The sequence below is a fragment of the Microcystis panniformis FACHB-1757 genome, assembly GCF_001264245.1.
Lineage (GTDB): Bacteria > Cyanobacteriota > Cyanobacteriia > Cyanobacteriales > Microcystaceae > Microcystis > Microcystis panniformis.
In genome coordinates this window covers 3,258,013-3,275,809 of sequence record NZ_CP011339.1, presented here as the reverse complement: position 1 = coordinate 3,275,809, position 17,797 = coordinate 3,258,013, and the positions used below count along the sequence as shown (strand labels likewise).

General features: G+C 43.8%; 18 protein-coding genes and 4 pseudogenes. 14 read left to right on the top strand and 8 right to left on the bottom strand.

Translation table 11 applies throughout. The features are described 5' to 3' along the window. Positions 1 to 259 precede the first annotated feature (259 nt). Positions 260 to 904 carry an ISAs1 family transposase gene (locus VL20_RS15855; RefSeq protein WP_128575235.1) on the bottom strand — a complete coding sequence of 215 codons (645 nt, stop codon included), beginning with the start codon at positions 902 to 904 and terminating at the stop codon, positions 260 to 262. Between the two features lie 99 nt (positions 905 to 1,003). On the opposite strand from VL20_RS15855, the gene VL20_RS15850 reads away from it, so the two are divergent. Next, positions 1,004 to 2,197, top strand: a complete 1,194-nt coding sequence (locus VL20_RS15850; protein ID WP_052276899.1) for an IS4 family transposase — start codon at positions 1,004 to 1,006, stop codon at positions 2,195 to 2,197. A gap of 8 nt (positions 2,198 to 2,205) precedes the next feature. On the opposite strand, the gene VL20_RS15845 is transcribed toward VL20_RS15850, so the two are convergent. Then, the gene (locus VL20_RS15845) at positions 2,206 to 2,778 is read right to left on the bottom strand and encodes an ISAs1 family transposase (RefSeq protein ID WP_284525816.1); all 573 of its coding nucleotides are present in this window, start codon (positions 2,776 to 2,778) and stop codon (positions 2,206 to 2,208) included. 184 nt (positions 2,779 to 2,962) lie between these two features. On the opposite strand from VL20_RS15845, the gene VL20_RS15840 reads away from it, so the two are divergent. The 4 genes from VL20_RS15840 (at position 2,963) to VL20_RS15830 (ending at position 6,209) form a co-directional block, all read left to right on the top strand. Then, the gene (locus VL20_RS15840; protein WP_284525807.1) at positions 2,963 to 3,796 is read left to right on the top strand and encodes a transposase; all 834 of its coding nucleotides are present in this window, start codon (positions 2,963 to 2,965) and stop codon (positions 3,794 to 3,796) included. Then, positions 3,771 to 3,983 (top strand): hypothetical protein, encoded by a 213-nt coding sequence (locus VL20_RS32865; protein WP_052275239.1) that lies wholly within the window; start codon positions 3,771 to 3,773, stop codon positions 3,981 to 3,983. The genes VL20_RS15840 and VL20_RS32865 overlap by 26 nt, the downstream gene beginning before the upstream one ends. Before the next feature lie 186 nt (positions 3,984 to 4,169). Next, positions 4,170 to 5,273 carry an IS4 family transposase gene (locus VL20_RS15835; RefSeq protein ID WP_052277050.1) on the top strand — a complete coding sequence of 368 codons (1,104 nt, stop codon included), beginning with the start codon at positions 4,170 to 4,172 and terminating at the stop codon, positions 5,271 to 5,273. Positions 5,274 to 5,459: 186 nt separating this feature from the next. After that, the gene (locus VL20_RS15830; protein ID WP_052277049.1) at positions 5,460 to 6,209 is read left to right on the top strand and encodes a Uma2 family endonuclease; all 750 of its coding nucleotides are present in this window, start codon (positions 5,460 to 5,462) and stop codon (positions 6,207 to 6,209) included. A gap of 36 nt (positions 6,210 to 6,245) precedes the next feature. Here VL20_RS15830 and VL20_RS15825 read toward each other — a convergent pair whose 3' ends face one another. The 3 genes from VL20_RS15825 to VL20_RS15815 form a co-directional block, all read right to left on the bottom strand. After that, a complete protein-coding gene (locus tag VL20_RS15825; protein ID WP_002789010.1) occupies positions 6,246 to 6,455 on the bottom strand; it encodes a hypothetical protein in 210 nt (69 codons plus the stop codon). Positions 6,456 to 6,541: 86 nt separating this feature from the next. Beyond that, positions 6,542 to 6,802 carry a DUF4351 domain-containing protein gene (locus tag VL20_RS15820; protein WP_072927499.1) on the bottom strand — a complete coding sequence of 87 codons (261 nt, stop codon included), beginning with the start codon at positions 6,800 to 6,802 and terminating at the stop codon, positions 6,542 to 6,544. 34 nt (positions 6,803 to 6,836) lie between these two features. Further along, positions 6,837 to 7,730: an Rpn family recombination-promoting nuclease/putative transposase gene (locus tag VL20_RS15815; protein ID WP_052277048.1), complete on the bottom strand. Its 894-nt coding sequence runs from the start codon at positions 7,728 to 7,730 to the stop codon at positions 6,837 to 6,839. A gap of 520 nt (positions 7,731 to 8,250) precedes the next feature. Here VL20_RS15815 and VL20_RS15810 point away from each other — a divergent pair. The 4 genes and pseudogenes from VL20_RS15810 to VL20_RS15795 all read left to right on the top strand — a co-directional run bounded on the left by VL20_RS15810 (position 8,251) and on the right by VL20_RS15795 (position 11,276). Then, positions 8,251 to 9,135 (top strand): annotated as a pseudogene (locus tag VL20_RS15810) (Uma2 family endonuclease). A 166-nt stretch (positions 9,136 to 9,301) separates the two neighbouring features. Further along, positions 9,302 to 9,730, top strand: a complete 429-nt coding sequence (locus VL20_RS31220) for a hypothetical protein (protein WP_158499356.1) — start codon at positions 9,302 to 9,304, stop codon at positions 9,728 to 9,730. A gap of 173 nt (positions 9,731 to 9,903) precedes the next feature. Then, complete coding sequence (locus VL20_RS15800) at positions 9,904 to 10,800, top strand: ABC transporter permease (RefSeq protein WP_052277046.1); 897 nt, start codon at positions 9,904 to 9,906, stop codon at positions 10,798 to 10,800. Between the two features lie 143 nt (positions 10,801 to 10,943). Further along, on the top strand, positions 10,944 to 11,276 hold the full coding sequence (locus tag VL20_RS15795; RefSeq protein WP_052277045.1) for a hypothetical protein: 333 nt from the start codon (positions 10,944 to 10,946) through the stop codon (positions 11,274 to 11,276). A gap of 258 nt (positions 11,277 to 11,534) precedes the next feature. On the opposite strand, the pseudogene VL20_RS15790 reads toward VL20_RS15795, so the two are convergent. Continuing rightward, a pseudogene (locus VL20_RS15790) lies at positions 11,535 to 12,332 on the bottom strand (IS4 family transposase); the annotation flags it as partial. Positions 12,333 to 12,435: 103 nt separating this feature from the next. Then, positions 12,436 to 13,047: pseudogene (locus VL20_RS15785) on the bottom strand (IS4 family transposase); the annotation flags it as partial. 386 nt (positions 13,048 to 13,433) lie between these two features. Here VL20_RS15785 and petP point away from each other — a divergent pair. The 5 genes and pseudogenes from petP to VL20_RS31790 all read left to right on the top strand — a co-directional run bounded on the left by petP (position 13,434) and on the right by VL20_RS31790 (position 17,064). Then, positions 13,434 to 13,625, top strand: coding sequence for a cytochrome b6f subunit PetP (petP, locus tag VL20_RS15780; RefSeq protein WP_002742483.1), 192 nt, complete (start codon positions 13,434 to 13,436; stop codon positions 13,623 to 13,625). 22 nt (positions 13,626 to 13,647) lie between these two features. Beyond that, complete coding sequence (locus VL20_RS15775) at positions 13,648 to 14,724, top strand: Get3/ArsA fold putative tail anchor-mediating ATPase NosAFP (protein ID WP_052277044.1); 1,077 nt, start codon at positions 13,648 to 13,650, stop codon at positions 14,722 to 14,724. Positions 14,725 to 14,730: 6 nt separating this feature from the next. Then, positions 14,731 to 15,710 (top strand): annotated as a pseudogene (gene chlG, locus VL20_RS15770) (chlorophyll synthase ChlG). 366 nt (positions 15,711 to 16,076) lie between these two features. Continuing rightward, entirely contained in the window at positions 16,077 to 16,805 is a 729-nt protein-coding gene (locus tag VL20_RS15765; RefSeq protein WP_043996014.1) for a Bax inhibitor-1/YccA family protein, read from the top strand. Positions 16,806 to 16,893: 88 nt separating this feature from the next. After that, on the top strand, positions 16,894 to 17,064 hold the full coding sequence (locus tag VL20_RS31790) for a high light inducible protein (RefSeq protein WP_002742489.1): 171 nt from the start codon (positions 16,894 to 16,896) through the stop codon (positions 17,062 to 17,064). Between the two features lie 51 nt (positions 17,065 to 17,115). Here the strand turns inward: VL20_RS31790 and VL20_RS15760 are convergent, their stop codons facing one another. Next, complete coding sequence (locus VL20_RS15760) at positions 17,116 to 17,736, bottom strand: metalloprotease (protein ID WP_052277043.1); 621 nt, start codon at positions 17,734 to 17,736, stop codon at positions 17,116 to 17,118. Between the last annotated feature and the right edge of the window lie 61 nt (positions 17,737 to 17,797).

The following is a 17,797-nucleotide window of genomic DNA, read 5'->3' as shown; positions in this document are numbered from 1 at the left end:
CTGATAACTGATAACTGATAACTGATACAGGGTAATCGCGCGTTGACCGAGCCCTTGAATTCCGAGAAGTTAGTCTAAATTTTGGCGTTTGTTCCGATTCTATCCGAGTAATTTTCCGAAATTTAGGGGGTTTCTAATCCTCGAAAACCGATGAACTCAGAAGGAACTTTATCTACTGGGTTCTTTCATTCCAGACTGGATTGGTCGCAACGCGCTCGCTGCGCGAGAACGCTCACAAGTCTAATTGACACCTCCTTTTTCAGTCAACCGCACTGGCCTCCAAGATTTTTACCATGAAATTATCATCCATGCTCGCCCTATAACGTTTCATTTTCAGACTCATTTTCGAGGGCTCCTGCTTCAACAAATTCACACTTAAACGGCGCAACAGACCTAGGTTTTCCGCTCCATGCCCCAGACGAACCCGACTGGCATCTTCATTAAAGGTAACATCGAGTACCCAATGGAGACTATTTTCAATACTCCAATGTCCGCGAATCACCTCGGCGTGTTTTTGGGCATCCGCTGCTAAACTACTGATGAAGAAGCGAATTTCTGTAGTAGTTTTATTCCATAATTGGCGGACACTGCGAACCATGACTACGGTGGTTAGGCCAGGCCACAGACTCTGCCGATGCAGGGGCGGTAATTGGGACACCGGCACCACCCAAATTTGACGGGTTTCGATCCGGTGATGCCCCGACTCCACCTTTTCGTGGTAGCTGTATTCAATCCCTTGCCAATCCCCGGCTATAGCTTGGTCAAACCAGCCTTCTACTTGTTGAAAGAGCTTGCCCTGATTGCCTTTGAGGGCTAAGACGTCATCTCCGCCCCCAGACTTGATTTGTTGGGCAATTTCCGTCTGGGTTCCCATGGCATCCAAAGTGACTATCGCTCCCTTCAAGGGGTGACAGAGGGGCTACAAGCTAGATAGAGCGGGGGGTCTAGCCAAACGACCCCCTAAAGAAATAGAGTGGTTAGGACAACCACTCAAAATTTTAAAATGTTACCTTCATTCTATCAGGCTTGTTTACAGGCGAACCTTAGCGAGGCGAGCTATTTGACCTTACAGCTCCTAATCCTGCTCTTACAAAGTCATCGGATAGTCCAACTAGAGAAACTGGCCGCTCTTTTCCCGCAACCGATAACCTTTGAAAGTAGAAGACGGAATTTGCAGAGATTTCTTAAGCTCCCGCAACTAAACGTGAAACTCTTGTGGTTTCCTTTGATCAAACAGATCGTCAAGCTAGAATTTAGCGGAAAAAATAAAAATCGAGAGCCAAGAAGAAGGCTCAAAAAACTGAAACACGCGGGAAGATTATTAGTCGTCATAGATAGAACCGATTGGAAGGGTAGAAATTTATTCGTCGCCAGTGTGATTTGTGGTCGGAGAGCTTTGCCCGTATATTGGGTGTTACTGAATAAAAAAGGAAGTAGCGCTCTCGGGGAACCGAAAAAATTCCTCAAGCCAGTCTTAGGGTTGTTGAAACCCTATCCGCTCGTCGTAATGGGAGACCGTGAATTTCAGTCAGCGCAATTAGGGAAGTGGCTTGACGACAGAGGTGTAGCTTTTATCTTCCGTCAAAAGAAAAGTACCTACACGCGATTGAAAGATGGAGAAAACTATCAAGCCCTTTCCGAGTTAGAACCGAACCGGGGCGAGCGAAACTTCTTTCGGGGAGTGACCCACACGAAAAGCCATGAGATCGAGGGGTTCAACCTAGCAACTTATGGGAAAAGAGGTTATCGAACTAAAGGGTCTAAAGAGCCTTGGTATTTATTGACCAACCTAGAATCTTTAGAGATAACTCTCAAGTTATATAAATCTCGATTCGGGATTGAAGCGATGTTCAAAGATTGTCAAACGGGAGGATATAATCTTGAAAAAACGAAAGTGAGCGAGCCTCGCTTTCTCGCCTTAATTTTATTAATCGCTATCGCTTACTCTTTGAATACAACCCGTGGTCAAAATCTCAAGAAATCGGGAACTCGCGATTATATTTGTCGCTCCAAAGAAGCGAAACGCGGTCCGGAAAGACATAGCGATTTTTGGATAGGTACTTATGGGAGCTTCTGGATCGAGTCGATGGACGCGTACTCGGAACTCGCCTTTTCTTTGATCCGCCTCAAGCCAGGAAAACACCCCGATTTTTCTAGGGGTCTAACGGCTATGCGCCTTATCCAGCAAGCCTTTTAGTCGCCTTGTCACCCCTTGAAATCGCTCCCTTGAGATTGAGCAATTGCACTTCTGAGCGGCACGGCGGTAATTTCATTGGATTTACTGTCCACTTTTTCTTGGGCTAAGACTAACCCATGTTCGCTACTCCAAGCACTTACTGTGTGCAAAGCCTTTAGTTTCTTTTCACGGTCATAGGAACCCTTGGCGGTTTTCCCATCTATGTGGATTAGTTCTAGGTTCAATTTTTCGGTGATTTCCCCGATCCACCCTAGGAATCCCGACCTTAATTGCTCGGGTTCTAGCATTCCTAAGACTCGACCCAAGGTGTCGTGGGAAGGTATCCCATTGGGTAATTCCAAAAAGGTTTTCAACCAGGATTGTTTGGCTTTTCCGTAGGCTTCTATGGCGACAAACCCGTCGGCACCCGCTAAGACCGCCAAAATGGCTAGGGCAATTAGGGATACCAGGCTGTGATTGCGTCCCCTGTCCGCTCTGGGGTCTTCTAGGTGCTGAAAATGTTTCAAGACACTCTTTCTTAAAAGTTTTGCCTCTCGCTCTTGCTTGGGGTTCAAGACTAGGGGACCAAATCCTTCTGCCATACTCAACCACTAAAATACAGGATTTTTCACTTCCTCTCAGATTAACTCAGGCCAGTTCGTCGTCACCAAATTAACAGTTAGGGATCTGACTGACGGACACAAGTGGGTCAAAACCTGACAAGACAAGGGTTGCCAAAAAGAAAAATATCTGGGTAGATAGGGAAAAAGCAAGAATCCCTACAAGATGAAAACCGAGAACAGAATCTTCTCCCAAGTTTATTCCTATCTAGAACAAGGAAGCCGATTTGTGGATAAAAGACATTTAACCGTCCTCAGTTGGATGGTGACAGCCCTACTCAGTAGTCAAAGTCTCAATCAAGCCAGATGGGAACCCTTTGTACAAAGCAGAGCCGAACAAGCCAATAGTTATCAGAGACGGTGGAATCGCTTTTGCCAGAATGGAAGAGTAGCGGTGGAAAAGATATACATCCCCTTAATATTGAAAGCCATCGAGACTTGGAAGGAGAAGGGGGAAAGACTGTATCTAGCAATAGATACCACTCTGTTGTGGAATCAATACTGCTTTGTCTATCTAGCGGTGGTCTGCGGGGGGAGAGCCGTCCCCTTGATGTGGATGGGATTAGAACATGGTAGTGCCAGCCTAGCTTTTGAGAAATACGAACCCTTGTTGGACAGAGCCAAAGGCTATCTTCAGGGCTTTGAGAATGTCATGCTGTTAGCCGACCGAGGCTTTGCCAATCAGCAATTAATTCAATGGCTCAGGAAAAATACTTGGCATTGGTGTCTTCGCTTACCTTGCGATACCCTCATTTACGGTGTTCGCCGTCGGGGTTTTGGCTATGAGGTCAGAGAACTCTATCCTCCCAAACGGCAAGCCTGCTTTGATCGCAACGTTCAAGTCTGGCAGGAGGCTAGAATCACTGCTCATCTTGCTTTAGCCTCTGTTCCAGGGGTTAAGGATAATTGGGCAATTCTGAGCGATGAACCTCCTACCCTTGACACCTTCTGGCAGTATGGTCTTCGTTTTCCCATTGAACATCTCTTTCAAGGGCAGTAAATCGGGCGTTTTTGACTGGGAACATTCTCGTGTTCGCTCTGCTGCTTGTTTAGAACGTCTCTATCTCATTGTTGCCATTTCTATTCTCTTTGCTACTTTAACTGGCATGGCGGTTCAACAATCTGGCTCTCGCCGTCAGGTTGATGCTCATTTTCGGCGTGGTTTGAGTTATTTGAAAATTGGTTGACGTTGGCTGGCGGGAGTTGTTCATAAGGCGCGTCCCTTCTTGCGACTTGACCACTTATTTTCTGTTGACCCTTTTCCCTGTTTTGCTTCTCGCAAAGCTCGTCAGGATTATTATGGCAAAATTACCTTTTCTTTTATTCAGGAGTTTGAGGCTTTCACATAACAGTACTTGTCTTTGTATTGAAAAATGTGTCCGTCAGTCAGCTTGTTAATGGTAGTTGGAACCTTGCAAATATTGAAGCAAGCAAAGTTAGAGATATTAGCTGAAGCCTTACCAATACCAATCCTGTTTGAGAGTCGGAGAAAAAAACTAAAAAGATTTTTAAAGCTGGAAATTCTGAATATTGAAAAAATCTGGTTTCTCTGCTTAAAAGAGATGTTAAAACAGCAGGAGAGATTCACAATAAAAGGATTAGTATATATTGCCATAGACCGAAGGAGTTGGGGAGCAATTAATATCTTGATGGTGAGTCTAATTTATGACAAGATAGCCATCCCAATCTATTGGGAGATATTGGATAAAAAAGGAAGTAGTAATCTCGAAGAACAGCAGCGAGTATTGGGGAAAATATTGACGGTGCTATTAGGTCATAAAATCCTGGTGTTAGGAGATAGAGAATTTTGCTCGATCAGTCTTGGAAAGTGTCTTCAGAAGCAGAGTTTGTACTTTTGTTTAAGACAAAAAAAAAGTACAAATGTCAAGACAAAAGAAGGAATTTATCAAGAAATGAGAGAGTTAGGTTTAAGTCCAGGAACTCAACTATTTTTAAATGATGTTAATCTTACAAAAGAGCAGGGATTTGGCTCGTTTAACGTAGCTGGTAAATGGAAAAAAACTTACCGAGGTTTTCGCACAAAAGAACCTTGGTATATTCTGACAAATTTTGGGGATTTAGAGACGGCAATAATTGCCGATCAAAAAAGATTTGATATTGAAGAGATGTTTCGAGATTTTAAGTCTGGAGGCTATAGCTTAGAAGGTTCTCAATTAGCACCGCAATACCTATCAAAGCTGATAATTGTTATAGCTATCGCCTATACAAGTGCCACACTGCAAGGTAAAAAAATTAAGGATATGGGAATCCAAAAATATGTCACAAGACCTGAAAAAAGATATAAAGGTCAACGCAGACACAGTAGTTTTTATGTGGGTCAACATCTCTATCATTGGCTCCAGCTACATCAAATGTTCCCAAAAAATATAGAAGAGCTAATGCAAATTAGCCGCTATCGGTTGAAGGATTACATCAAAGGACAAAGAGCGATATCGCTTGCCCTATCTACCTTCTAGCTCGCTTGTCCCCCTCTCAGGAAATTGCCACTTTCCCCCATCATAAACACGAGGTTGATGACATTAAAGAAAGCCTTGAGCCGAGTTTTGATGAAGTGCTTTGAGAAACTGCACAAAAACAACGAAATCTAAAACCGTAATTTTCTGTTAGAATTGCAGTAATTAAACACCACGCTTGTAGGAGCTATGGTTAACCTCACCTATAACAAAAATCGACCTCTTCCCAGCGCCGAAGAATTGCCCTCTTCCGATGAAACTCCAGTGGACAATCAGTTACAGAATGATCTTCCCAATCTGCTGCTAAATTTATTAGCCTTAATTTGGTCTGGTCGAGATGATTGGTATTTTGGGGTAGATATGGCTGTTTATTATAATCCAGACGAATCAGCTTTTGTCCCCGATGGTTTCTTAGCAGTTGGAGTCAACCATGATACGGGAGAAAGAGGTCGGTTAAGCTATATTTTGTGGGGAGAAAAGTATATCTTGCCGATTTTGTTTTTAGAGGTAATTTCCGAGAAATATAATAGTGAATATGAGGAAAAATTTCTAAATTACCAAACCCTAGGGATTCTGTATTATGTAATCTACAATCCTTTCAGTGGCAGAAGAGGAAGATTTAAAAACCGACAAAGATTAGAAGTATATAAATTAATCTCAGGAAAATATCAACTTCTAGAGAGTGAGAATAATCGAGTTTGGTTGCCAGAAATTGGCTTGGCACTGGGTTACGAAAAAGGAGAACATATTGCTTGGTATCGGGAATGGTTATACTGGTATGATCGGTCAGGAAATCGCTATCTAACGGCTGAGGAAAGAGCGATGAACGCAGAGGCGATCGCTGCTCAAGAACGGCTGGCGAAACAAGAGGCTGAACAAAAAGCCATCCGGCTGGCTGAAAGGCTCAGAGCGCTTGGCATTAACCCTGATGAAGTGTAAGGTCTGACTTCTCCAAGGTATCAACAACAACCCGCATCACCAATCATGTTTTAACGATGCCATGAGTGCGTCGTGTTCCGCAGCTGTTATGCCAAGAGTTGCGGCCTCGTGCTGTAATTTTCTGGCAATAATAGATAAGCTGGGACGACCTACCATAAGGCTGACAATTTCATCATCTGGTATAAGTGCCAGTGCTTCCCTAATTTCTTTGGCTGTGCCTTGGATTACTGTTGCTTGTGTAGTCATGATTTTTGATCATTCTAGGGCGAATCCTAGCATAATTCACAATTTAAGAAATTTTTACATTTTGCTCCCTGATGGCTTACTCCCAATTACAGGGGCGATAGATGCGATCGCAACCATTCCTCCAAATCTTCGGGTTGGGTAAAATCTAACAAAGCTTCTCCTAAAGCTTCCAGTTGATTAATTGAGAGAGCTTGAATTTGCGATCGCCTTTCAGGAGTCACTTCACCGATCCGACGCGAGAGGAGCCGCAGGATGAGCGCAGATTCTCCTTCCTGACGACCTTCCTCGCGACCGTCCTCCTTGGCTTCACGATATACCCTTGTATCTGCCAATTGTAGTCCTAGCATTGCATCAACCTCCTGCCGACTCAAGTTAGTCAACTTATACACCATAGCGATTTAGCCAAAGCACTAGGTCGTTTAATGCTGTAAAATCCAACAAAGCCTCAGCCAAGTACTCTAATTGCTCGATTTCTAGAGCCTGAATCCGGGCAGCCAACACCTCATCCACCGCACCAAAGCGACGTTGCAATAGACGCAAAATCAGGGCAGATTCTCCTTCCAGTCGTCCTTCCAGTCGTCCTTCCAGTCGTCCTTCCAGTTGTCCTTCCAGTCGTCCTTCTTCCTTGGCTTCACGATATACCCTTGTATCTGCCAATTGTAGTCCTAGCATTGCATCAACCTCCTTTCGACTCAAGTTAGTAAATTTATACACCATAATTGTGGCAATCATTTCTATTATGGCGCGACCTGCTTCTGGATCTGGAATTTGCTGTTGGGTTCTTGCTAGTAAATAGCGGGCCGCTTCTGGTGCTTGGGTTTCTTCCACAGTAGTGAGTACCATCAGGGCAACCCCTAGGGGTAACTGCTGAATTTCCCCTAATTCTTTCAGATAAATTCGATGCACCTGATTACAATTGAGGAGCGCTCGGTAGGGATGGGTGTTACTTTGTTCTAGACTACGGGTGGGATAGATGACAACAATGTGCCAATCGGTAAATCGTTCTCGCTGGCGATAAAAATACAAAAATGATTCGCCGAAAACCCGTTCATAGAGTCGTTCGTCTTTTTGAAATTGCACTTCGCAAAAATAGATCACCCCGCTACTATCATTATCGGGTGGCAGGAATACGCCATCGATCTCAAATTTGGGTTCTTTGACGGCTACGGAGTCAAATCGGTATTCGGTGGCATTAGCAGGTGGGTTTTCCAGTAAATCGAAGAGAAGGGAGGGGGATTGTTGGAAAAGCCGGTAAAATATCGAGTCTCGTTTCATGATGATCGGGATTGCACCATAGCTCTTTCCCGATCTTCCCATAAAACCCCCAAAAAAAGAGAGAGGAAACCCGTACCTCCTCTCCCTTGAGACATTATTTTCCAGCTTTGCGGACAGCACCCCTGATTTATTCTCCCCTTTGACTCTTGCATGAGTGCCTGAGTGCCTCTCCTAACCAAGAAATTAAGGTTCTTCGGTTTGTCTTATGCAATGGACGGGGTTATAAGGAATGAAACCCTTATAGAGAAAGACATTACCGCAATTTTTGTCAATTGTTTGCGATCTAGAGTGAACTAATCAATTAAATCCCTTACCAGATAAGGATTTAGTCGATTTATGCCCCCCTATCGAACCATACCAAGTCCCGAAGAGCCGAAATTAATCAGGTTGATGACATTAAAGAAAGCCTTGAGCCGAGTTTTGATGAAGTGCTTTGAGAAACTGCACAAAAACAACGAAATCTAAAACCGTAATTTTCTGTTAGAATTGGCAGTAATTAAACACCACGCTTGTAGGAGCTATGGTTAACCTCACCTATAACAAAAATCGACCTCTTCCTAGCGCCGAAGAATTGCCCTCTTCCGATGAAACTCCAGTGGACAATCAGTTACAGAATGATCTTCCCAACCTACTGCTAAATTTATTAGCCTTAATTTGGTCTGGTCGAGATGATTGGTATTTTGGGGTAGATATGGCTGTTTATTATAATCCAGACGAACCAGCTTTTGTCCCCGATGGTTTCTTAGCAGTTGGAGTCAACCATGATACGGGAGAAAGAGGTCGGTTAAGCTATATTTTGTGGGGAGAAAAGTATATCTTGCCGATTTTGTTTTTAGAGGTAATTTCCGAGAAATATAACAGTGAGTATGAGGAGAAATTTCTAAATTACCAAAGCCTGGGGATTCTGTATTATGTAATCTACAATCCTTTCAGTGGCAGAAGAGGAAGATTTAAAAACCGACAAAGATTAGAAGTATATAAATTAATCTCAGGAAAATATCAACTTCTAGAGAGTGAGAATAATCGAGTTTGGTTGCCAGAAATTGGCTTGGCGCTGGGTTAAGTAGTCATGCAAAATTAATTACCTACCCGATCGAGCTAAAACCCTTACGGGGCAATGATCGTCATGTGTAAATAATTTTGCCTAGGTACTTACGAAAAAGGAGAACATATTGCCTGGTATCGGGAATGGTTATACTGGTATGACCAGTCGGGAAATCGCTATCTAACGGCTGAGGAAAGAGCGATGAACGCAGAGGCGATCGCTGCTCAAGAACGGCTGGCGAAACAAGAGGCTGAGGCGATCGCTGCTCAAGAACGCTTGGCGAAACAAGAGGCTGAACAAAAAGCCATCCGGCTGGCTGAAAGGCTCAGAGCGCTTGGAATTAACCCCGATGAAGTATGAAGTGTAAGGTCTGACTTCTCCAAGGTATCGAAAAACCAAAAAAAGAGAGAGGAAACCTGTATTCTAGAAAACGGGTTTCTTTGAGAAACGCGTTTTCTATGGCGCTTAAGTGTCGGTGCCGCCCCCAGTAAGCCTAACAGCACTCCCTAGCACTAAACCGCTAAGTGTGATACAAACAAAAAAGCTGGGCGTGGATTCTGGAACACTGACTGGATGCGAAGGCACTGTCAGTCACCCTGGCATTTTAGGGCGACCTACAATCGCCTTCCGGGCAGCGACTGTAGCAGTAGAATCGATCGCCTTCCAAGTGATCGTACGTGAGAAGCCGAATCTTGCGGTTGTTAAAGCCGAATTGTTGGAGAGCAGGCTTGCTGAAGATTCAAGATTCAGATTCAAGCAGATTGAGGGACTACCACCAAAGCAAGCGGCTTGTGCTGCACCAGCCGTCACCAAAGCCGCAAGAGCGACTCCGGATACAATGCCGAGTTGTCGTATTTTTATCATCTGGGCTTCTTACACCTCTTCATTCACTCTTCTAGGATACACACTTCCCACCCCCGCGTTGTATCAAAAGCTACAATTTAATAAAAATTGATATTCCTCTCCCCCAGGGCTTACGCCCCTTGTATAGTGGAGAAGTGGTAGAGTGTAAGCCTTTTTTTCGAGAGGATTTGCCCCTCACCGGAACCCCAAGAGAGCCATCTGATCACTGATAAACTGTTGACTATCTAAATTACCCGTTAAGACTGCATTAGAGGTAAATATTTCATGAGCCAAACCATCACACCTTCTTCCTTAAAAGCTAGTTTAGCCCCCAATCCCACTAGAGCAGCAACGGTGGACGATGGGGGAAATGTGCTAGGGGAATTTCTGCAAGAAACTCTGGCCATGACTAAACGTCTGTTCATCCAATTACAACGTCGTCCTTCAACCCTAATCGCGGGGGTAATTCAGCCATTTATGTGGCTGATTTTATTTGGAGCTTTATTTTATAATGCCCCCCAGGGTCTATTCGGCAACGATCTCAGTTATGCTAAATTTCTCGCCCCCGGAGTGATTGTCTTTACCGCTTTTTCCGGGGCCTTAAATGCCGGTTTGCCGGTAATGTTCGATCGAGAATTTGGCTTTCTTAACCGTCTCTTGGTAGCACCTTTAACCACTCGTTACTCGATCGTGGCCGCTTCTACCATCTATATTATCGCCCTCAGTTTCATCCAAACCGCCTCGATCGTGGCCGCTAGTGCCTTTTTAGGGGCTGGATGGCCTAGTTTAGCCGGATTAGGTGCGATCGCTTTGATTGTGTTCCTAATCGTTTTGGGGATGACTGCCTTAAGTCTCAGTTTAACCTTTGCTCTCCCCGGACATATCGAATTAATCGCCGTCATTTTCGTCACCAATTTACCGCTTTTATTTGCCAGTACCGCCCTCGCTCCCTTAAACTTTATGGCAGATTGGTTAAAAGTAATCGCTAGTCTCAACCCTCTCACCTATGCGATCGAACCGATCCGTTATATTTATTTCAATCAGCACTGGTCTTTTGATAGCATAGTCTTACAAACCCCTTGGCTTGACCTCACTTTCTTGACAGTTTTAGCCTTGCTCTTAGCTTTTGATCTGCTAATCCTTTTAGCAATTCAGCCCTTACTTCGTCGTCGTTTTGCTTAAATCAGTTACCAGTTACCAGTTATCAGTTATCAGTTACCAGTTATCAGTTATCAGTTACCAGTTATTAGTTTACTGTTCACTGAAAAGCTTGTAAATTTCTCACGACCAAAAACAAGATAATTTTCTGAGGAGTTAGTTAGATTATGAATACTCAAAAAATGTTGATCAAATCGTCTTTATTTCTAGCTACTATTTTATTAGTCGGGACTGATTTTAATCCGCAAGTGTTAGCTCAAAGCTTGAACCCCAGTCAGCCGGATTATCAAAAAAATGAACGTAGTTCCGATGGCAGGGATAGTCTCGGTGGTTTTAATCCTCTAGACTTGATTCATAATAGTAATTTTCGCCGTAGCCGGGACGGATCGGAATTTCAGGAAGACACCCTCAATAATATCAACGACGCGGCCGAGGAGTTTAAACGCAAGCAAAGGGAACAAATAGAAAATCTGCAAAATCCTGCCCCAGAAACCAAATAAAACCCCTTTTTTGAGTAGCTAGACACAATTAATCGCACATAGGTAGGTATTGAAAACTTTCAGATGCCCCCCTTATTAAGGGTAGATCCCCCCGCCTATCGGCACCCCCCTTATCAAGGGTAGATCCCCCCGCCTATCGGCACCCCCCTTATCAAGGGTAGATCCCCCGCCTATCGGCACCCCCCTTATCAAGCTATCCATTAGTCACATCTTTCTTAACATAAAATTTGACAAAAAGAGAAAAGTGTGCAATATGGCTCAAGGGGGTTCTATAGGGGGACCAATTTGATGAGATAGTTTCCAAGTCTGGCTGATATCATGTTACCTTCGCAGTCCCAACCAAATAGTTTTAACACCTGGTTCACCGTCACCTTTTCTACCTAAAAACCCCCCAAGAGAAGCAATCATTCTGACTGCTTCCCTAAAGGAGGGCGGCTTTTCAGGTGGCGGACCCTTTTTATGAATAGTGGCACACAAAGATTGCCATTCATGTTCTTCCAAAAAACTTTCACAACTCTCCTCTCCGTGTAAGCGTGCTTGATAGGTTAACCAGAGTAATCTCCAAGCTACAATTGAATAGGTAGCTAAGGCCATCTCAATTCTCCTACCCGTTTCTAATTGCAGTTTTTCTAATCCACAACCACTTTTTAAAACAAAATGATAGCGTTCTATCAACCAGCGATAACTATACCAGCGCACACAGGTTATCGCCGATTCAAAGCTACTAATGTCTAGGCTAGTTAAGAGGAGCCAACTGATAGGATTAACTCCGCTATGAGGATTTTCTTCTTCAGCTAAAATTACCTGTAATTTGACCGGTTGACGAGGGGTCGCCTTGGAGTGATGGCTAGGTACTTGTATTTCAAAACTGGCAAATCTAACTGTTAGTTTAGCTAGTCTAGCCTCGTGATTAGGATTGCGTTTTACTTGCACATCTAGGCTACCACAGGCTTTAACTTCTCTGATGGATTGATGTAAATATTTAGGCTCTGGATGCCCTGACTTTTGCTTGTCTTCGAGATAGTTAACTTTTCGGTTATGAGTTCCTCGGATTAATAAGTAGTCATGCAAAATAAATTTCCTAGTGAAGACAGGCAAGAGGCAATAGGCAAGAGGCAAAAGCTTTATCGAAATGTGTAATTAATTTTGCTTAGGTACTTAAATGAGAGTTAGGACTTCTTGATTGGGCAAATAAATCAAATATGTCTGCCTCACAATCTCCGATTGTTACTACTTGAATATCTTCGGGTATTTGTTGTTGTGTTTCTGACAAAGAATCTAACCATCTTTGACTTTCTTTTTCTTGGGTTTCTCTTTTTTTTCGCTGCTTGGCAATCCCTAAATTATTTTCTTCTCTTGCCCAAACATATTGATTAATCAGTCCTAAAGGTATTCCTTGCGGTGAGACTCCTAAGGTGGTATGAACTTTGAGTCCAAAGGATGTTTTACAATCTAGATAACCCATTCCTTTTTTGGCTTTTTGCGTCGTAAAGTCTAAACTTGTTGTGTCTTGCACTGCCAAAACTATTGGATGTTCTTTGATTCTTTCTACTGTACTTTTGGCTTGGGCGGCAATTATATCTGATGGGTGAAAATAGGGGGAATTCCAAAAGTCGTAGGTGGCACTCGCTGCGGCTAGATTTCCCGAAGCTTATGGCACACTTGTACTAGGTTGGCTGGCCAAGTTTTCTACGATACTGATTAACCTTTTCTTTCTTCTGGTGTCCCCTAGGTCTGCATACTGTAATTCTTGGGCTGCCCATTTCTCCATTTTTTTTGCTTACCTCCACCTTAATTCCTTCTTTCAAAACTATACCTATCAATCGTTTCCCCTTTTTTTAAGTTTCTTCTCTTTTTGTTAAGAAAGATCCGACTAATGGATAGCCTTGATAAGGGGGGCAGGGGGGATCGAACCTAAAATCCATTTTTAATTCAATTATAACCAGCTACTTATCTAACTGCCTATTGCCTATTGCCTATTGCCTATCCTAAGCAAGAAGTTGATTTTGTTCAATGTCCTAGTATATATGATCGCTAAGTGCAGATGATCTTAGAAAGACTAATGACCGAAGATCATTGGGGGTTTATCTGACACGAATTTATATTAAACTTAGGATTGGTTTATTGAATTATCGTCTTATTAAAACTGTGGAAGTAATGGAAATCGGGCAAAAAGTCAAGGTCTGTCGCTTAAGAGACCGCGTTAACTCGGACGTAGCGGGTAAATTGGGTAAAGTGGGTGTCATCAAAAATTTTAAGATGACCGATGGCAGCGGTGTTGGTGCTGTTGTCCAGTTCGATGATAAGACCGCTACTTGGTTTTTTGAGGATGAACTCAAACTCATCTAAATATAACGCTTAGGAATTAATTATGTCCTTAATTTTGACCTTTTTGGGCAAGGGGGGCAGCGGTCGCAGTACAATAGCGATCGCTTCGGCAAAGAAAATGGCTGGTCTGGGGTCAAAAGTTCTCTTGATCGGGCAAGATTCTGGTCCCGCTTGGGGATTACTCCTCAAGGCCTCGCCTAGCTCCTCTATTACGGAAATTGCCCCTAATCTCTCGGTTGTCCAGCTTAGTAGTACCCAGTTACTAGAAAAAAGTTGGGAAGAAGTCAAGGAATTGGAAAAGCAGTATTTGCGTTCTCCCACCTTGAAAAATGTTTATGGTCAAGAGTTGGGCGTTTTACCCGGAATAGACCAAGCTCTAGCCTTAAATTTCCTGCGGGAACAGGATAAAAGCGGAAATTACGATGTCATCATCTACGACGGCAGCGGAGATATAAACAGTCTGCGAATGTTAGGGATTCCAGAGGTGGGCAGCTGGTATTCACGGCGTTTCCGGCAGGTTTTCAGCGATTCTGAGATTGGTCGCACCCTTTCTCCCTTTTTGCAACCAATCGCCGCCGCCGTGCTGAATTTCTCCTTTAATCCCGACGGTTTAGGGAAGAAGGTCGATAATAACATTCTAGACGAGGGACGTTCCGCTTTAGCCGATCCTCGGCGAGTTTTAGCCTATCTAGTCACCAATGATGATCCAATTGCGATCGCAGATGCCAAATATCTTTGGGGTGGGGCGCAGCAAATCGGTTTAAATGTGGGGGGAGTGATTTTTAATCGCTGTCAGAGTGCTACGGAGGATTTTGCCCCGCTGCCGGCTGCGATTTTACCCGACCGTCAAGGAGAAGATTGGCAGGAATTAATCGCCGAGTTACCCAATTTTCTCACGGTGCAGCCGCCCAAACCGTTAATAATCGATACGGCAGCCGGTCAGGTAAAGGTTTATTTACCCGGATTCGAGAAAAAACAGGTAAAACTGACGCAATCGGGTCCAGAATTAACCATCGAAGCCGGGGATCAACGGCGTAATATTGATGTACCACCGCCTCTAACCGGACGAGCGGTAAAAGGGGCCAAATTCCAAGACGGTTACTTAATTATTTCTTTTTAAGGGATTATGTCGAACACCGAGATAGAAAACAAGGATAATCGAGGCGCAAAAACTCGCCAATTATTGGGCATGAAAGGGGCCTCATCGGCAGAAACTTCCCTCTGGAAAATCCGCTTACAATTGATGAAGCCGATCACTTGGATTCCTCTAATTTGGGGGGTTGTCTGTGGGCGGCTTCATCGGGGAATTATACTTGGTCTTTAGAAGATGTCTTAAAAGCGGCCACCTGTATGTTACTTTCTGGTCCATTGATGACTGGTTATACCCAAACTTTAAATGATTTTTATGATCGAGAAATTGATGCAATTAATGAACCCTATCGTCCGATTCCTTCGGGGGCAATTTCTATTCCCCAAGTGGTCGGTCAGATTTTGGTTTTATTAGCAGCTGGGTTAGGAATATCTTATCTTCTTGATCGCTGGGCCGGTCATGATTTCCCGCTCATGCTCTGTTTAACCCTATTTGGTTCTTTTATTGCCTATATTTATTCAGCGCCGCCTTTAAAATTAAAACAAAATGGTTGGCTAGGAAATTATGCCCTCGGTGCTAGTTATATAGCCTTACCTTGGTGGGCAGGTCACGCCCTTTTTGGTCAGTTAAATTGGACAATTATGATCCTAACCCTCATCTATAGTCTGGCGGGTTTAGGCATTGCTGTGGTCAACGACTTTAAAAGTGTGGAGGGTGACGAAAAATTAGGCTTAAAATCCTTGCCAGTTATGTTCGGAATTACCACCGCAGCTTGGATTTGTGTGATTATGATCGATGTTTTTCAAGCAGGAATTGCTGGCTATCTGATTAGTATTCATCAGAATCTTTATGCCGCTATTTTACTGTTATTAATTATCCCTCAGATCACTTTCCAAGATATGTATTTTTTGCGGGATCCGCTCAAAAATGATGTCAAATATCAAGCCAGCGCCCAGCCTTTTCTAGTGTTAGGAATGTTGGTGACAGGTTTGGCTTTAGGTCAGGGGATACTCTGAAGATTGTAGTTAATAAAAACAGGAAATATCCAGTTTATGGGACATAATCGCCTTGAATTGGGCTTCTGTTTAAGGTAACTTGAGCGGTCAAGGGGGGTGAAAATGGATTTTCGGTTCGATCCCCCTTAATCCCCCCTTGATAAGGGGGGTGCCGATCCCGCCTTGATAAGGGGGTATCTGACAATTTTTAACACCTACCTACTTAGCTCGATCCCTAGTCTTTTCGTTACAATCAAGAGGGAATCGATGCCGGGGGAAAAATTTACCTTTTTTTCTTCCCTCCGATTTGCCATTCTTGACGAACTAATCAAGAATAGTTTCTGTTTAACAAGATTGATTGAGACAAGTATCTCGAACCTAGTCACCATGAGTAATACCAGTAATTTTCGCCAAGCTTTACGCGAGGCTAAAAGCCAAGCACTTATCGGCCCCAATGTTATCCCCAAGGCCCTGCCCTATCTCGGTGGCGGTCTAATTTTGACTGCGGTGGGAACCTATGGCGGTTTAGGTGTGATCCAATCCTATCCCCAGATTTTCTTCCCGACTTTCTTTGTCGCCCTGGTTGCCGAGATTATTTTATTTTTTGTCGCCCGTAATACTGCGGAAAGAGGCAATACAGGCACTGCTCTGCCCCTGCTGACTCTCTATAGTCTTCTTTCTGGCTATACTCTCAGTGGAATCGTCTATGTGGCCTTAGGTACTTCCGGTGTCGGTTTGCGAGGAGTAGCAATTGCTGCCCTCGGTTGCGGCATTGCTTTTGTGTTGGGACGGAATATCGGCTCTAATCTGTCGGAAAAAGATGGTTTAGCCCTGACTCAAACCGTTAGCATCGGTATTCTCGCTCTCTTTATTGTTCTCATTGGTCAGCTAATTTTCTCTATCTTTGGTGGTGCTACTCCCACCTGGTTAGAAATTGCTATTTCTGGCATCGGGGTTTTCTTGTTTGCTGGTTCGGCAGTGGTGGACTTTTACATCTTGCCCCGTACCTACAGAGATGAACAGTATCTTAGTGCTGCTTTATCGATGTATTTGACCTATATCAACCTATTTATCTTTATTCTGCGCCTTTTAATCGCTCTTAACGGTCGAGATTAGGGCAAATAGAGAGGAGTTAGAAATTAGTTACAACCTAACTTCTAACTCCGCTAGAATAGTAAAGAAATGTAAACGGACTGTAAAGATCATGACTGAACCACAACCGACTCAAACCCCCAAATTAGAAGATCCCAAATTTGGTTTTAATGACTATGCCGAGCGCCTCAACGGTAGAGCCGCTATGATTGGTTTTGTGATCACCCTGTTGATTGAGTATCTAACTGGCCAAGGTCTGCTATCTTGGTTAGGGTTACAGTAGTTTTTTAGGCTTTTTTAGGCATTCTAGGGGAAATAAAGCCTTGAGTGTTAGCTAACGCATACAGGCTTCATGATTTTCCCCGTAGAATCCTTGCAGGACCGAATCACCTCGCTGTTGTGGTGTGCCGTGGGAGCGATTAGGAGCTTCAAAATCGCCCACTTCCGAGGCCGCTTCCGCTAGAAGTTTTCCTGCTATTATATAATCCTGTTTGGATAAACCTCTCGCTTCGGTAAATAACCAGGAAAGGGTATCTCCGGCTAGACAATCGGCCTGTAATTCAATGCCGATGCTCATTCCACCTTCATCGATGCCACCAATACCCCGATTCCACTGAACAGCGTGAGCGGCCTCATGAGCGACGGCGTAAAGGGGAAATAGAGGATTATCGCTAATACCAGTAACTTGCTTGAGATTGACATAGACTGTATTATCTACAGTGCAGAAAGCCGCTAGGGAAATTACGCCGCAGGGAGTGGTTATCGGCCCATTGCTTAACAAATACTTAAAATTGATCTGGTGTAATTGAGCCGTATATTCAATTACCGCTTCTAGGGCATCCGTAATATCGTCTGCTTGCGCTCTCTGGGCTAGAGGGGATAAAATCAAGAGGGAACTACAAGAAACGGCAGATATCAGGGATAATAACCGTTTAAGGCCAGAGTTAGGTTTCATGGTACTAACAAAGTCGGGAGTGAGGAAGAAGTTTAATTGATCTGAATTAGCCTACCGCTAC

What these genes read in the sequence shown, in the direction of transcription:
- VL20_RS15850 (WP_052276899.1), top strand. Translation starts at nt 1,004, where the DNA reads ATGTTACCTTCATTCTATCAGGCTTGTTTACAGGCGAACCTTAGCGAG.
- VL20_RS15845 (WP_284525816.1), bottom strand. Translation starts at nt 2,778, where the DNA reads ATGGCAGAAGGATTTGGTCCCCTAGTCTTGAACCCCAAGCAAGAGCGA.
- VL20_RS15840 (WP_284525807.1), top strand. Translation starts at nt 2,963, where the DNA reads ATGAAAACCGAGAACAGAATCTTCTCCCAAGTTTATTCCTATCTAGAA.
- VL20_RS15835 (WP_052277050.1), top strand. Translation starts at nt 4,170, where the DNA reads ATGTGTCCGTCAGTCAGCTTGTTAATGGTAGTTGGAACCTTGCAAATA.
- VL20_RS15830 (WP_052277049.1), top strand. Translation starts at nt 5,460, where the DNA reads ATGGTTAACCTCACCTATAACAAAAATCGACCTCTTCCCAGCGCCGAA.
- VL20_RS15825 (WP_002789010.1), bottom strand. Translation starts at nt 6,455, where the DNA reads ATGACTACACAAGCAACAGTAATCCAAGGCACAGCCAAAGAAATTAGG.
- VL20_RS15820 (WP_072927499.1), bottom strand. Translation starts at nt 6,802, where the DNA reads ATGCTAGGACTACAATTGGCAGATACAAGGGTATATCGTGAAGCCAAG.
- VL20_RS15815 (WP_052277048.1), bottom strand. Translation starts at nt 7,730, where the DNA reads ATGAAACGAGACTCGATATTTTACCGGCTTTTCCAACAATCCCCCTCC.
- VL20_RS15800 (WP_052277046.1), top strand. Translation starts at nt 9,904, where the DNA reads ATGAGCCAAACCATCACACCTTCTTCCTTAAAAGCTAGTTTAGCCCCC.
- VL20_RS15795 (WP_052277045.1), top strand. Translation starts at nt 10,944, where the DNA reads ATGAATACTCAAAAAATGTTGATCAAATCGTCTTTATTTCTAGCTACT.
- petP (WP_002742483.1), top strand. Translation starts at nt 13,434, where the DNA reads ATGGAAATCGGGCAAAAAGTCAAGGTCTGTCGCTTAAGAGACCGCGTT.
- VL20_RS15775 (WP_052277044.1), top strand. Translation starts at nt 13,648, where the DNA reads ATGTCCTTAATTTTGACCTTTTTGGGCAAGGGGGGCAGCGGTCGCAGT.
- VL20_RS15765 (WP_043996014.1), top strand. Translation starts at nt 16,077, where the DNA reads ATGAGTAATACCAGTAATTTTCGCCAAGCTTTACGCGAGGCTAAAAGC.
- VL20_RS31790 (WP_002742489.1), top strand. Translation starts at nt 16,894, where the DNA reads ATGACTGAACCACAACCGACTCAAACCCCCAAATTAGAAGATCCCAAA.
- VL20_RS15760 (WP_052277043.1), bottom strand. Translation starts at nt 17,736, where the DNA reads ATGAAACCTAACTCTGGCCTTAAACGGTTATTATCCCTGATATCTGCC.